A 14,420-nucleotide genomic window follows, 5' to 3' on the forward strand; every position below is an offset into this window, starting at 1 on the left:
CTACATTGATTTTTGTATAACCAATCGGGATTTTATGCAGTTCTCCCCACCTAACCATTTCTGAGGTGAGGGTCTAACTGCAAGGTAATCTGAAATAAATTAGCATTGCTTTTAAATATACGATCGTTCGGTTTCCACTATTATTCTTTTTTAGCTAAATCAACACTAATTGCGTTCTGCATATTAACGGAAATTAATACATCAACCATATGAATAAAGAGACCATTTTCTACTACTCCTACTATATTATTCAGTGTTTGATGTAATTGACTGGGATTTTGGATACTAGGAAAAGAACAATCAACAATATAATTGCCATTATCTGTTACATAAAGCGCCTCATCCTTCATCCGCAACTCTGTTTTACAGCCTAATTTTCGAATGGCTCTCTCTGTTTGTTTATACCCAAATGGAACTACTTCTACAGGCAAAGGAAATCGCCCTAAGGATTGGACTTTCTTACTCCCATCCGCAACAACAATAAAGGTTTTGGCAGCACTAGCGATTATTTTTTCTCGCAATAATGCTCCACCTCCTCCTTTTACGGCACAGAAATTAGCATCAATTTCATCCGCACCATCAATTGCAATATCTAATGCTTCCACTTCATTTATATCAACCAGTTGTATTCCATATTCGCTTGCTAATTTTTCAGTAGCTTTTGACGTCGCAACCCCTTTTAATTTCATTCCTGCCTTGATCATTTCGCCCATTTTTTTAATCACATAAAATGCAGTTGATCCTGTTCCTAGTCCAACGGTCATTCCATCTTTTACATATTGAATTGCCGCTGTTTCTCCTACTAATGCTTTTTCATCCTGTCTATCCATCCTGTTCACCTACACACTTATTTTGTCATTATGCAAATAGTTATCCTCCCTTCTATAATAGATGATATATCCTTCTCTTTCATCTTTTTTTCATTAAAAATTTTCTCCTAAATACATTTTCACTTTATTTTTTACTTGCTCCATTTTATCCGCGTTTCTTCTATACATTGCTTTTGCATCTTTGTTGTCTGTTTGCAACGAAAACATTTCTAAATCTGCTTGTACTTTTTTAATCGTTGCTAATAATAGTGGTCTTTCCTGTGCCTCTGCTAGCTTGATTTTATCATCAAATATATCAATCGTAAGCTCGCCATATGAATTAACCTGTCCTAGAAATACATTATCTAGTGTTACACCTAATTTCTCTAATTCCATGTGCAACCAAGCTGGTGTTTTTCCCGCTTTTGTTAAAGACTCATATACGATATTCCCATCCATAATTATAGTTTGAGGCGCCTTTTCGCTTGGTACTTTCAGGTTTAAATCTTTAGGAGTGAGTGGTCTATTTTTCTTTTTCAGTAAAACACTAAGCATCCCCTTTGGCTCAAGTACAGCATATTCAATTTCAGATAAGCTAAAAACATCTTTTTGTCGCAAAAGCGTAGAAAAATCGTCAATGGTATAATGCTCTTTTTTCAAATTATCTTCAAGCAACTTTCCATCTTCCACCAATACCGTTCCAGTACCTTCAATTACATTACGCAATGTCTTACTTTTTAATGAAATCACATCAGCTAAATACGAGATGATTGCAAAGACGAATATCCCGAGTATTCCATGCATAACACTAAGACTGGAGTTTAGGATAACCTCTCCTGCGATATCTCCCAGAGTAATACCCGCTATGTATTCAAAGAGTGACAGCTGAGAAATATGCTTTTTTCCTAATAGCTTAGTGGTAATAAATAAAACAATAACAAAAAGCAAGGCACGTAAAACTACTGTTAACATGTTTTCACCATTCCTTTTAAGAAGAACTATATTCCTTTTCTTCTCTCTCCAATTGATATACCCTCAACTGAATATCGTTTTTAATCTCTCCAACTAATACCATTGCTTCGTGAAAAGCCTTTTGGGCCTCTTCCTCCATGGAATGGAGAGCAAAGGCAGATAGCTGGGATTCAATACCTTTTAAACTCGCTAATGTCTGCTTCACATTTGATGCAACAGTCATATTTTCTTCCTCCAATAAAAGAGAAGCCGTTTATATAGAAGGGAAGTCAATTCTCCTAGAAACGGCTTCTCGATTTTTTCAGCATGTTTTATTGTTGTGCATATTGTGGTTCTTCTTGTTCTATCTCTTGTAACCTTGGATTTAAGGAATCAATGATTTGTTGGGTTTGTTGTGCAGCAGTTTGATATGTTTGCTTTGCCGATTGGTTATCTGTGGATAAAGCAAAGATTTCTAAACTTGCTTGAGCACTTTTTAGCCCAGCGATTGTTTGTTTTACGTTTGTAATTACGGTCATATGAGCTGCCACCATCCTTAAATTTTTTGTTACTCTTATATCATTTCATTAACTTCTATTGTTATTCAGTAAAAAAAATCCAAGTGTAAAGTAGGAGCGTCTTGCTTCAAATAATTGAAACTTTTGCTTTCTATTGCCGTATTCTCTAATAAAAATAAAAAGGGAATTTTAAAAAATGATTACTGTCATTATTGTTTTAATTGTATTCTCTATCCCCCTAGCTGGGATCATAACTACCCATTTAGAAAAACAGACAAAATTAAATCATGCTATGCTAAAAGATCAATTGGAGCTTGAAAGATTAAAGCATGAAAATTTTTTACTAGAAACGAATAAATTGAAATTAGAAGTGGATAAAATGGAGAAGGAAAATGATTTATTGGAGAAGAAGTGATTTTATGACTGTGCATTTCTTGAAGGAAAAGAGGCTGGGACAAAACTAAATAGCAAATCTGTAAAGACGAACAATCTCTAATTCAGCTTTTAAATATAGTCAAGTGTAAAAACTAATATCGAAATAGAAAAAAATTAATTAATAGGAAAAACGGAGCTGCCTGAATACACGTAGACTCCTATGGGAGCTGCGAGAAAAGTGAGACCCCGGAGGCGAAGCTGAGGAGGCTCACCGCTCGCCCCATGGAAAGCGAAGTGTATTCAGGCTGCGGGCAATACCACCAAATTTTACTGAAACAGCCTTTTATAAAATTAACAATAAACACGAATAATCATATGTAACTCCCATGTGATTATTCGTGTTTATCTATAACTGGAATACTTATGTCCCAGCCTCTTTATGGATTCATAGAAGTCCTAAGAATGCTACAGATTAAAATAACTAATAACTTTTCCATTTTACAAAAACAACAAGGCAATTAACCATTCCATTCAATAATAAGTCAACCTATCTTTAAATAAACAATAACAGACTTACTGCCATAACAGCCATTCCTGCTATTAAGCCGTATATGGATAGGTGACCTTCGTCATATTTTTTTGCGGCTGGTAATAATTCATCTAGTGATATAAAGACCATGATGCCTGCTACTGCTGCAAAGATTAGGCCGAACATTACATCATTTAGAAATGGCATTAAAATGAGGAAAGCAACAATGGCACCGACTGGCTCTGCTAATCCTGATAAAAAGGAAAGTTTAAATGCTTTTTTTCGATCACCTGTCGCAAAATAAACTGGTACTGCAACTGCGATTCCCTCTGGAATATTATGTATCGCTATCGCAACTGTAATCGCTACACCCAGTCCCGGATCCTGAAGTGCTGCAGTAAAGGTAGCAATTCCTTCTGGAAAGTTATGAATAGCGATAGCAAGTGCTGTAAAACTCCCCATTTTCAGTAGAGAATGATCTGTTTTCTTGACATTTGATTTATTGATATCTTCTACTTTTTTCAACTCATGTGGATTTCCTTGCTCTGGAACAAATTTATCTATTAAAGCAATTAACAATATTCCACCAAAGAATCCTGCAACAGTAAGCCAGTTACCTGATTGCACTCCTAATGATCCGACTAATGCGTCTTTTGATTTAACAAAAATCTCAATCATCGATACATAAATCATCACTCCGGCAGAAAAACCGAGCATCCAAGATAGAAACTTTGTATTCGTTGTTGATGTGAAAAAGGCAAGCACGCTTCCTATCCCAGTAGCCAAACCTGCTAATAATGTCAAACCAAATGCAAACAATAAATTTTCGGGCATATAAATCCCCCTTATTTCTCTGTATTATTCCTAGGCTTTTTCGTATATATAAAAATTATATCTTCGTTTAAAAATGTTTCTCTCAAGAAAAATTTTAACCAATTTCTAAATATTCGTCAATCCGTTTATATATTGATTATATCTGTAGTCAAAAAGCAGCACACAAATACTACCTTTGGTGAATTATTAAGACCGTCTTTTTAATTATACGTAAAATGGTTAATTTCTTTACACCATTTTATTTATTTCTTAAGTGAAGTTAAAAGAATCCTATGTAATAGTCTTTTTTCTTCTATTATTCATCCCCTTATACACTCTTTTTACACCTTCTGTAATAATCGTGCTTCCATTAGATCGATAACAATATTTCCATTAATCAGTTTAATTAAGTAATAAGATAAAGTACCAATTCCCATATCCATCATGACAAATCGCTTCATTTTCGAAATTTCAATTACTACAATAATTATTTGTTTTTTATTCTCTTTATTCATTTCCCCCAACTCCCCTTAGCATTTAGAGTATGATGGAAAACGTTTGTCCAATGTCCACAATGCATCCCATTATTCATTCTAGCTTGAAAGATTCTCCCCGAAAAGGGATGATTCCCAAATAAAGAGGCTGGGACAAAACTAAATAGCCAATCTGTAAAGACGAACAATCCTTAATTTAGCTCTTAAATAAAGGCTACTTTTTCATACTAGTTATTTATGATTTAAAATATAGTCAGTGTAAAAACTAATTCGTTTTTAAAGATTGTTTTTCTATAAACTATTATGGAAATAGAAAAAATTAATTAATTGGAAAGACCGAGCAGCCTGAATACACGTAGACTCCCTCCTATGGGAGCTGCGAGAAAGTCCGAGACCCCGCAGGAACGTGAGTGAGGCCACTGAAAAAGTCCATGAAATGAGAAAAAGAAGTTAATCACCTACTATATATAGGTGGGTAACTTCTTCATATTGTATATATATTGATGAAATCCACATTACTTTCTCAGATTAATCACTTTTTCAGTGGCCTAAACGTGAGTTGTGAGGAGGCTTGGCGCTCGCCCCATGGAAAGCGAAGTGTATTCAGGCTGCGGATAATAACACCATCTTTACTGAAACAGCCTTTTATAAACAGAAACAAACCCGAACAATCATATGGAAATTGAACTGCCCCCCGTCAAGTAGACAGCGGAAATAAATAAAATATTCTAAGCGGCTTTAGCCCTGTATTCTAAGGGGCTAAGGCCGTTTAGTCTTTTTTGTAATCGTTCATGATTATAAAATCGTATGTACTCTTCAATGTCTTGCTTCAACTCTTCAAAAGTACTGTACTTGTTCAGATAATACTTTTCACTTTTCAATGTTCCCCAAAAAGCCTCCATCGGTCCATTATCGATACACCTTCCTACCCTTGACATACTTTGGACCATTTCTGCTTTATCAATTTTCCTTTTAAAAGCTCGGGAGGTGTATTGAAATCCTCGATCACTATGGAAGAGGGGTTTTGCTCCTGGGTTAACTTCTAACGCTAAATCGAATGTTTTAAATACCAGCGGATTATTATTAAAATTGCCTAACATATAGCTTACAATGGAGCCATCGTACAAATCTAAAATCGCACTCAAATAAGCCTTTTGTGAGGCTCCATACTTCATTTCAGTCACATCTGTTAGCCATTTTTCATTTGGCTCATCTGCGTTGAATTCTCTGTTCAAAATGTTCTCAACCATATGTTGTGGTGTGCTTGGCTTATACTTTTTACCTTTACGTCGAATTACCGAGTGAATTCCAGCGATTCCCATCAATCGGTATACACGTTTATGATTTATAGGCTTTGATAAGGTACGGTTTAGGTTCATCGTAATGCGGCGATATCCATATATACCGTCCACCTTCGCATAAAGATTCTTTATCTCCTCTAGAATTTGCTCATTCAACTTTTCATTCTCGGAAGGGGTACGATTAAGCCATTTATAATAGGAAGAACGTTGAATTTTCCCAATTTCGCATAATAGCACAATGGAGAATTTCTCTTTCTCATGAAGTTCCTGAATGACTACATATTTATCGGTCAATCGAATTTGGCTTAAGGACGTTTCTTTAAACGCCTCCTTTCGAGTTCCTCCAACTTTTTTAAGAATGCATTCTCAGCCCGAAGGCGCTCATTCTCTCTCTCCAACCGTTTCATTTCACGCTGGATCTTCTCTTCTGGAGTTAACTCTGGTTCTGACTTACGTTGGCCTCTCTTATCTATTAGACCTTCTTCTCCGTGTTCCTCATACTTTCTCACCCATTGATAAACCTGTTGATAGGAAACATTGAACTGTGTCGATGTCTGTTGATAATTTTTGCCGTTCTGTAAGCTGTACATAACGATTTCCAAACGCTCTTCTTGTGTGGTAGACCGACCTTTAATCATAGAGTTGTTCATCCTTTTCGTCTCTTTTAATTCTCTATGATCATTATACTTCTTTATCCAATCTTTCAACACCGAACGACTGGATATTTCATATTTATGTGTAATCTCAATCAGAGAATAGCCCCCTGAAAGATAATCAAGTACTGCAGCAGTTTTTACCTCTTTGGTATACCGTTTCCATCCACTAGAAGCTTGAAGTCCAGACGTTCCATAGGTCTGAAATAGATAAAGCCAATCGTGTAGAGCTCTTGTTGAAATGCCATATTGTTGACAGAAGTCTGAAATTGAAGTTTGTCTGTCCACATAAGCCATAATTATTTCAAATTTCTCTTGCGCTGAATATGCATTTTTCGCCATGAAAAAGCCCCCAATAAAGTTAAACAGATTTTTTACTATTTCATCTGTCTACTTTATTGGGAGCATATCAAATATCATATGGTTGTTCGGGTTTGTTTCTGGCTGGAATACTTATGTCCCAGCGTCTTTTATTGGTTATGCGTTTATTCTTTAGACCGCTTCATTCCCATGAACATTCTCGTCAGGAATCAATAGCAACCCTAATTCATGATGATCGCCTTCATATAAAGCCCTTTGCACGAAACGAATTTCACCATTAGCATCAAACACTTCCAGTTTACAATGGGCTGAATTTTTTTGTAAGGCTTTATATAACTGGTTTTTATCTTGAACCGGAATACTATTAACCTTCGAAATCATTTCTCCAATTTCCAAGCCCATTTTATCAGCTGGAGAATCTGGCACAATTCCTAATATTACTACCCCATTATTTTTTCTAGAAAAATAGAAAGATTTATTCTTTTCTTTGTTTATCTGCTTTCTTGTAATCCACTCACGACCAATCATTGCTACTATGACGAGACCAAGTGAAGCAATTGGGAAGAAATAAGCAGCAGATCCAGCTACTATTACAATAGAGCCAAGAATAATAATATTTCTCCCTATATTCCGAATGGAAATAATCGGGTGTTCTCCTTGAACTACTATTTTAGCTCCAATCAAGAAAGGGACCAAGAGGAGAGAATACGTTTGATCTCCTACAGTAAACATCGGCCACCATTGAAACGGGATCGTTAAAACTCCTGTAGGGATAAACAAAAATACTGGTAGGATCCACGTTCTCTCTAGTAAATGAATCCCTATAGCTTGACCACGTTTACTTTTCTTCAACCGTGGAGAGGTTCCTTCAATTCCATTTTGACGAACAAATATTCCCTCGGAAATAATTAATAGTCCTAATAAAATAACAGCCGTTGGAAAAATATATTCGGATGAATTCAGATTACTTTTCGAAAACAAGAGATAATCCCATCCAAGGAAAAGAGAAACACTACTAACAACTATCCCTAATCCAACTGAGTATACAGGCGATAACATTCTCGTTTTTCCAATTAACGCTAATACGATTGTAATAATCCCTGTAAAAACAACAAATTCCATTGGAACTACTAAGACAAGTCCGATGGAGAGAACCGATATACAAAGTCCAATGATAATCCCGATTGGCAGCAATTGTTTCAGTTCAAAATAAGCGTTCTGTGCTCTTACTGTGAAATGTCTTCTTTCTTTTTTTACTCTAGCAACCCCTAAATAAGCAGCAAATAAAAACGATAAATAGAAAACAGGATTCAAAAATAGTTTACCAAATCCTTTTAAAAGCTCGAGCAACCAATCTTGCCACATAAAACTTCCCCCATCCTAACAATAAGCTTTCCATCTATTTATTCCTTTATTTTAAGGAACTTAATCTTTTATAGTATAAATCTATTATATTCTACTAATATGGTAATAGAAAGACTATGTGGAAGAAATATTATCTCTTTTTGGAGCTATTGAAGAGATTTGCTCTTTAATTTTTCATGTTCCATAAATAAAGCCAACAACCTAATTAGGTCATTGGCTTATTTTAACTTTTTATTTTGTTTTAGCAATAGAAGATTTTACTTTCGCTACTACATTTTCTACTGTAAATCCATACTCTTGGAAAAGTTTATCGGCAGGTGCAGATGCTCCGAAATGATCAATCGTGATATGCTCCCCTTTAGATCCGATATATTCTCTCCATCCTAGAGATGCACCAGCTTCAATACCAACACGTGCTTGAACACTTTCTGGTAATACGCTCTCTTTATACTCAGCTGATTGTTGTTCAAAGCGATCCCAGCTTGGCATACTTACCACATTTACAGAAATTCCTTCTTCTGCTAATGCTGCTTGTGCTTTCATTGCAAGAGACACTTCTGAACCAGATGCTAAGATTAAAGCTTGAGCCGCTTCTTTACCAGTTGAAACGGTGTAAGCACCTTTTTTCACGCCTTCGTATGCTTCAGCCTTTGTTAAATCTATTGTCGGCAAGTTTTGACGAGTCAACACTAGCGCTGTTGGTGTATCTGTGCTTTCTACAGCAAGTTGCCATGCAGCAGCTGTTTCTTTTGCATCTGCTGGACGAATGATAGAAAGTCCTGGCATTGCACGCAATGAAGCAAGTTGTTCAACTGGCTCATGTGTTGGACCGTCTTCACCAACTGCGATACTGTCATGTGTGAATACATAAGTCACAGGCAATTTCATTAATGCTGCTAAGCGGATTGCTGGACGTAAATAATCAGAGAATACGAAGAAGGTTGCTCCGAATACTTTCACTCCACCATGTAATGCTAAGCCGTTTAACGCTGCACCCATTGCGAATTCACGTACACCAAACCAAATATTTCTGCCAGCATAACCGTCGATTGCAAAGTTTTTCTCAGCTGTCATTAATGTTTTGTTTGAACCAGCAAGGTCTGCAGAACCACCGAAGAATGCAGGCACAGCACTAGCAATTGCTTGAATAGTTTTACCAGAAGAATCTCTTGTTGCCATAGAATCTCCTGCATTAAATTCAGGTAGGATTTCTTGCAAATCAGCTGGTAATTCGCCATTGATAGCTGCTTCTAGTTGAGTTGCTAATTCTGGATGAGTTGCTTTATAGCCTTCAAATAGTTCATTCCAAGCTTGTTCTTTTTCTACTCCCACTTGTGCTAATGCTGCATAGTGCTCAGAAACCTCTGTTGGAACATGGAATGCTTCTTCGTAAGACCAACCATACGTTTGTTTAGCTAATTGTGTTTCAGAAGCTCCTAGTGGTGCACCATGTGATGCTGATTTTCCACCTTTGTTTGGAGAACCGTAACCAATAACTGTTTTCACTTCGATTAATGTTGGTACATCTGATTTTTTTGCTTGTGCAATAGCTGCTTGAATTTCTGTTAAGTCATTGCCATCTTCTACTCGAATTACTTCCCAACCATATGCTTCAAAACGCTTTTGAACACTTTCTGAGAATGATAGATGTAAATCACCATCTAAGGAAATATCATTTGAATCATATAATACTACTAATCTTCCTAGTTTTAAATGCCCTGCAAGAGATGCTGCTTCTGCAGATACACCTTCCATTAAATCACCATCACCACAGATGCTATACGTATAATGGTCAACAACTGGATAATTATCTTTATTATATGTTTCTGCTAAATGTCTCTCTGCCATTGCCATCCCAACTGCCATTGCAATACCTTGTCCTAGTGGACCAGTAGTAGCTTCAACACCTGGTGTGTGTCCAAATTCTGGATGACCTGGAGTTTTGCTTCCCCATTGACGGAAGTTCTTTAAGTCATCAACTGTTACTCCATAATTAAATAGATGTAACAAACTATAAAGAAGCATAGAACCATGTCCTGCTGATAAAACAAAACGATCACGATTGAACCAGTTAGGATTAGCTGGATTATGATTCATTTCTTTTGCCCATAGTGTATATGCCATAGGTGCTGCACCCATTGGCATTCCTGGGTGACCTGAATTTGATTTTTCAATAGCATCAATTGATAATGTACGAATCGTATTAACTGCTAATTGCTCAATGTTTGTTTTTACTTGATTACTCATTTTCCTCATCCTTTATTATTTATTTAATGCTAAACAAAAGCATAATGATGTGCTAACTTTCTTAGAAAGCAATACCTTTACCTTTATTTGTCTTAGCCTTTATTTAAATTGAATTCCGTCTTTATGAACGACAAGCTCACCGGTCAAACAATTATTTTTTATCCATCTTAATACTTCATCCGCTAGTTCATTAGCAAGAATACGATCAAGGGCTGTCGGGTTTGTTCCCATACAAAGTGCTTCATTAATTTCTGTATATTTCCAATCTACATCAAGCTCGCTGATTACAGAATCTTGAACAACTGCTTTTAAAGACTCGCTATATATTAAGACATTAGATGTTTTTGTATATGTATAGCTCTTTGTTATCGCGTCACATAAAGCGGTAATTTCTTCTTGCTCGTAATCAACGGCTAAATAGTTCCCATCTACTGCAAGGGAAATATCCTGCAGCATGTTGGTCGAAGGATTCCCCTCTATTGAAAAACCAAATAATCTTGGTTTGTCATATTTTAGAGATTGAATGGTATCCTGAACCTTTAACACATTCTGAGTAATACTGTTAAGAGCTGTATCATACCCTAAAGTCCAATCATTTCCTCGAATATTATTATAAATGGAAACTGGCACAAATAATGTCCGAATGGCTTCTTTCGTTGCAATAGAAGTTTTCCATAGTTCTTTTGCATCCGCATCTCCAATTACAACTGTCATATCCATTGGAGCAAATGCTTGATCCCACTGATAATCTGACGGTGTAGCGCTTACCTTTAAGATAGAATGGCTTACATATGGTGCATCACTAATTTCTTTTACTTCTGTATAAGTGATTTCACCGGACTCTCTGTCTATTTCAAGTCCAAAAAGTTGATGCGTAGGAGATAAATTCTCATATATACGATGTAGAATTTGTTTTACCCCCGAAGGCAAACAACCTAAGACAATCACTCCAACCTTCAACACCTTACCCCCTAACTATTATTGAGCTGCAAGTAAAAATGGTAATAATAAAAAATATACAGAAAAAACGCACATACTATTGGAAGAAAAAGTATTTTTTCACCTTTTCTTCTTTATGATATATTTTTCCAAAACCATTATACCATACAACTTCCCAAGAATAAACCATACATATTTAGTATAACCTATTAATGGTACGTACAAGTTATAATGTGTTTCATTTGATAATTTTGATGTTAATTAGCCCTACTATTAACAATAATATGATTCTAATTCTTTGATTCCATTGATTCTGTTAGCATGTCTGCCACCTAAAAATTCTGCGCTTAACCATGTATCGACAATTAAACATGCCAATCCTTCACCAGTAACTCTTTCACCTAAACAAAGGATATTACTATCATTATGTTCTCTTGTTGCTTTAGCAGAGAACACGTCACCCACTACTGCTGCACGTATTCCAGTGATTTTATTGGCAGCTATACTCATGCCAATTCCTGTTCCGCAACACAAAATACCTAATTGATTCTCTCCATTTACAATGGATTCCCCAACAAGCTTTGCGTAATCTGGAAAATCAACACTTTCCCTACTATGACAACCAAAGTCTACTACTTCCACATCAGATTTAAGTAGATGTGCTTTTATTGCTTCTTTTAGCTGATATCCGCCATGATCACTAGCTATTGCTATTTTCATAAGCTCATCCTTCCTAGTTAAGATGCTTCTTTTTCAGATGTATTCTAACATAAAAGCAAGGATTTGTATTCGGTTTCAGGTAAAATTTATAATTTTTTCATATTTCGATTTACTTGTTCATTCATTAATTATTGGAAAAGGAAAAAGGAATGGAGCCCCTTCTCCATTCCCATTCTTTTGCAATAAGATAAAGCATCAATTAAAAATCAAAATTATCAGGATCTGGACCAACACGTTGATCCAAGTTTAATGCATCGATTTTATCCATTTCTTCTTTTGTTAATGCAAAATCAAAAACATTTCCATTTTCGATAATGCGATGCTCTTTTACGGATTTTGGAATAGTGACAATTCCATTTTGCAGATCCCATCGAATGATAACTTGAGCTACTGATTTTTGATATTTCGATGCGATTTCCACTAATTCAGGTTGATCTAATAGTTGACCTTGCATCAATGGAGACCATGCTTCAACTTGAATGCCTTTCTCTTGGCAATAAACTATTAGTTCTTTTTGTGTAAGTCTTGGATGCAATTCAATTTGATTAATCATTGGTTGTATTTCAGCATCTTTCATTAATTCTTCTAAATGATGAATTTGAAAATTACTTACACCAATTGTTTTTACTTTTCCTTCTTTATATAATGTTTCTAAAGCTCTCCATGCTTCTTTATACTTTCCTTCTTTTGGCCAATGAATAAGATATAAATCTAAATACTCTAGTCCTAATTTTTCTAGACTTACTTCATATGCTTTTATTGTTTCTTCATACCCTAAATCTTCTGTCCATACTTTTGAAGTAATAAATAAATCTTCTCGAGCAATTCCTGTTTCTTGCATTCCTTTTTTAATCCCCTCACCAACACCAGCTTCATTCGCATAAATAGCAGCTGTGTCAATGCTACGGTAACCATTTTTAATAGCAGAGCTTACAGCGTCTACCAGCACTTGGCCTTCTTCGACCTTAAATACGCCTAGTCCTAACCAAGGCATCTTTACTCCGTTTGATAAGTTGACAGTATCTTGTAAGTTTTTCATCGTGCTAAAACTCCTTTTTCTAATGAATTTTTTTCTAAAACTAAACTAAAACCTGTAAGGAAGATTGCAGCTACAACCATTACTCCCCCAACCCAAGAAGTATGAATTAATCCGAGCGAATTAGTTACGATTCCTCCTAAATAAGAACCAATTGCTATTCCTGCATTGAAGGCGGCAATATTAACAGCAGAAGCAACATCCACTGCACTTGGCACGTATCGTTCTGCTAATATGACTACATAAACCTGTAATCCCGGCACATTCATAAAGGCCAATAATCCCATAAACAGAATGCTTATTAAGCCAATGACCTTAAATGGAAGTGTCAAGGATAATATAAACAGTACTATAGCTTGGACTATGAACATATAAAATAAAGCCTGAAGTGGATTTTTGTTGGATAGCCTGCCACCGATCATATTACCAATCGCAATTGCTACCCCATACAATAATAAAATTCCTGCTACTGTATTTTGCTGAAACCCTGTTACTTCATGCAATAACGGGGAAAGATAAGTGAAAACAACAAATGTACCACCATATCCTAGTGCCGTAATTAAAAATAGCAATAAAAGTCGTCCGTTTGTGACTAATCGTAATTGATCTTTTAAGGTAGCACGGCTCCCCTTCGATAAATTGCCTGGTACGAGAATAAAATTTGCGATAAACGCAATAAGACCGATAATGACTATCGCAATAAATGCTAATCTCCATCCAAAGTGTTGGCCAATAAATGTTCCAAAGGGAACTCCAGTTACTGTTGCAACGGTTAATCCGGAGAACATTATAGAGATAGCACTAGCTCTTTTTTCTTTCGTTACTAAATCTGCTGCTATCGTTGATCCAATGGACATAAATATTCCATGTGCAAAAGCAGATATGATGCGTGCAATAAGTAAAATAGTGATATTTGGTGCGATTGCAGCCAAACTATTTCCTATAATAAACACAATCATAATCCACAATAATAGTGATTTTCGTGAAATATTAGATGTAATAGCTGTTAAAACTGGTGCTCCTATTGTGACACCTAATGCATAAATAGAAACAGTTAATCCCGCTGTTGTAATGCCTACGTGAAAATCATCAGCAATTAATGGGAGTAACCCAACACTTATGAATTCCGTTGTCCCGATCGCAAAAGCACTAATAGCTAATGCCATTAAAGCGAGAGTATTCTTTTTTTGCTTCAATTTCCATTTCCTCCTATTAAATATATCGTTAACCACTAGCGGTAGCTTTTTACTAGTCTTGCATTTTAACCGGCAAGTGTTATTATGAATCATATAAGATAAATAGAAAAGTACGTACTTTTTTGTAATGTAGGAACTAAAAAGTATTATAGG

General features: G+C 35.8%; 14 protein-coding genes. 1 reads left to right on the forward strand and 13 read right to left on the reverse strand.

Annotation, left to right across the window (positions count from 1 at the left end):
- Nucleotides 1-140 precede the first annotated feature (140 nt).
- The 4 genes from rpiA to AB3U99_RS19375 form a co-directional block, all read right to left on the reverse strand.
- Nucleotides 141-830 (reverse strand): ribose-5-phosphate isomerase RpiA, encoded by a 690-nt coding sequence (gene rpiA, locus AB3U99_RS19360; protein ID WP_400243293.1) that lies wholly within the window; start codon nt 828-830, stop codon nt 141-143.
- A 93-nt stretch (nt 831-923) separates the two neighbouring features.
- Nucleotides 924-1,781: a DUF421 domain-containing protein gene (locus AB3U99_RS19365; RefSeq protein WP_400243294.1), complete on the reverse strand. Its 858-nt coding sequence runs from the start codon at nt 1,779-1,781 to the stop codon at nt 924-926.
- A 16-nt stretch (nt 1,782-1,797) separates the two neighbouring features.
- Complete coding sequence (locus tag AB3U99_RS19370; RefSeq protein WP_031538536.1) at nt 1,798-2,004, reverse strand: DUF1657 domain-containing protein; 207 nt, start codon at nt 2,002-2,004, stop codon at nt 1,798-1,800.
- A gap of 88 nt (nt 2,005-2,092) precedes the next feature.
- Entirely contained in the window at nt 2,093-2,299 is a 207-nt protein-coding gene (locus AB3U99_RS19375) for a DUF1657 domain-containing protein (protein ID WP_400243295.1), read from the reverse strand.
- Between the two features lie 175 nt (nt 2,300-2,474).
- Between AB3U99_RS19375 and AB3U99_RS19380 the strand changes: the two genes are divergently transcribed.
- Complete coding sequence (locus AB3U99_RS19380; RefSeq protein WP_400243296.1) at nt 2,475-2,693, forward strand: hypothetical protein; 219 nt, start codon at nt 2,475-2,477, stop codon at nt 2,691-2,693.
- 513 nt (nt 2,694-3,206) lie between these two features.
- On the opposite strand, the gene zupT is transcribed toward AB3U99_RS19380, so the two are convergent.
- The 9 genes from zupT to AB3U99_RS19425 all read right to left on the reverse strand — a co-directional run bounded on the left by zupT (nt 3,207) and on the right by AB3U99_RS19425 (nt 14,237).
- Nucleotides 3,207-4,016, reverse strand: coding sequence for a zinc transporter ZupT (zupT, locus tag AB3U99_RS19385; protein ID WP_400243298.1), 810 nt, complete (start codon nt 4,014-4,016; stop codon nt 3,207-3,209).
- 320 nt (nt 4,017-4,336) lie between these two features.
- Entirely contained in the window at nt 4,337-4,510 is a 174-nt protein-coding gene (locus tag AB3U99_RS19390; RefSeq protein ID WP_400243299.1) for a hypothetical protein, read from the reverse strand.
- A gap of 707 nt (nt 4,511-5,217) precedes the next feature.
- Nucleotides 5,218-6,785 (reverse strand): IS3 family transposase gene (locus AB3U99_RS19395; protein WP_400241628.1). Its coding sequence is split into 2 segments (ribosomal slippage): nt 5,218-6,134 and nt 6,134-6,785, totalling 1,569 coding nucleotides; the frame shifts between segments, so codons are not numbered across the junction.
- A gap of 150 nt (nt 6,786-6,935) precedes the next feature.
- A complete protein-coding gene (locus AB3U99_RS19400; protein ID WP_400243300.1) occupies nt 6,936-8,129 on the reverse strand; it encodes a PDZ domain-containing protein in 1,194 nt (397 codons plus the stop codon).
- Between the two features lie 231 nt (nt 8,130-8,360).
- Nucleotides 8,361-10,376 carry a transketolase gene (tkt, locus tag AB3U99_RS19405; protein ID WP_400243301.1) on the reverse strand — a complete coding sequence of 672 codons (2,016 nt, stop codon included), beginning with the start codon at nt 10,374-10,376 and terminating at the stop codon, nt 8,361-8,363.
- A 99-nt stretch (nt 10,377-10,475) separates the two neighbouring features.
- The gene (locus AB3U99_RS19410; protein WP_400243303.1) at nt 10,476-11,339 is read right to left on the reverse strand and encodes a 6-phosphofructokinase; all 864 of its coding nucleotides are present in this window, start codon (nt 11,337-11,339) and stop codon (nt 10,476-10,478) included.
- 249 nt (nt 11,340-11,588) lie between these two features.
- A complete protein-coding gene (gene rpiB, locus AB3U99_RS19415) occupies nt 11,589-12,035 on the reverse strand; it encodes a ribose 5-phosphate isomerase B (protein WP_400243305.1) in 447 nt (148 codons plus the stop codon).
- A 199-nt stretch (nt 12,036-12,234) separates the two neighbouring features.
- On the reverse strand, nt 12,235-13,074 hold the full coding sequence (locus AB3U99_RS19420; RefSeq protein WP_400243307.1) for an aldo/keto reductase: 840 nt from the start codon (nt 13,072-13,074) through the stop codon (nt 12,235-12,237).
- The gene (locus AB3U99_RS19425; RefSeq protein ID WP_400248123.1) at nt 13,071-14,237 is read right to left on the reverse strand and encodes an MFS transporter; all 1,167 of its coding nucleotides are present in this window, start codon (nt 14,235-14,237) and stop codon (nt 13,071-13,073) included. Before AB3U99_RS19425 ends, AB3U99_RS19420 begins: the two co-directional genes overlap by 4 nt.
- Nucleotides 14,238-14,420: the final 183 nt, after the last annotated feature.

Source organism: Niallia tiangongensis (assembly GCF_044704065.1).
In the GTDB taxonomy this organism is placed as follows: domain Bacteria; phylum Bacillota; class Bacilli; order Bacillales; family Cytobacillaceae; genus Niallia; species Niallia tiangongensis.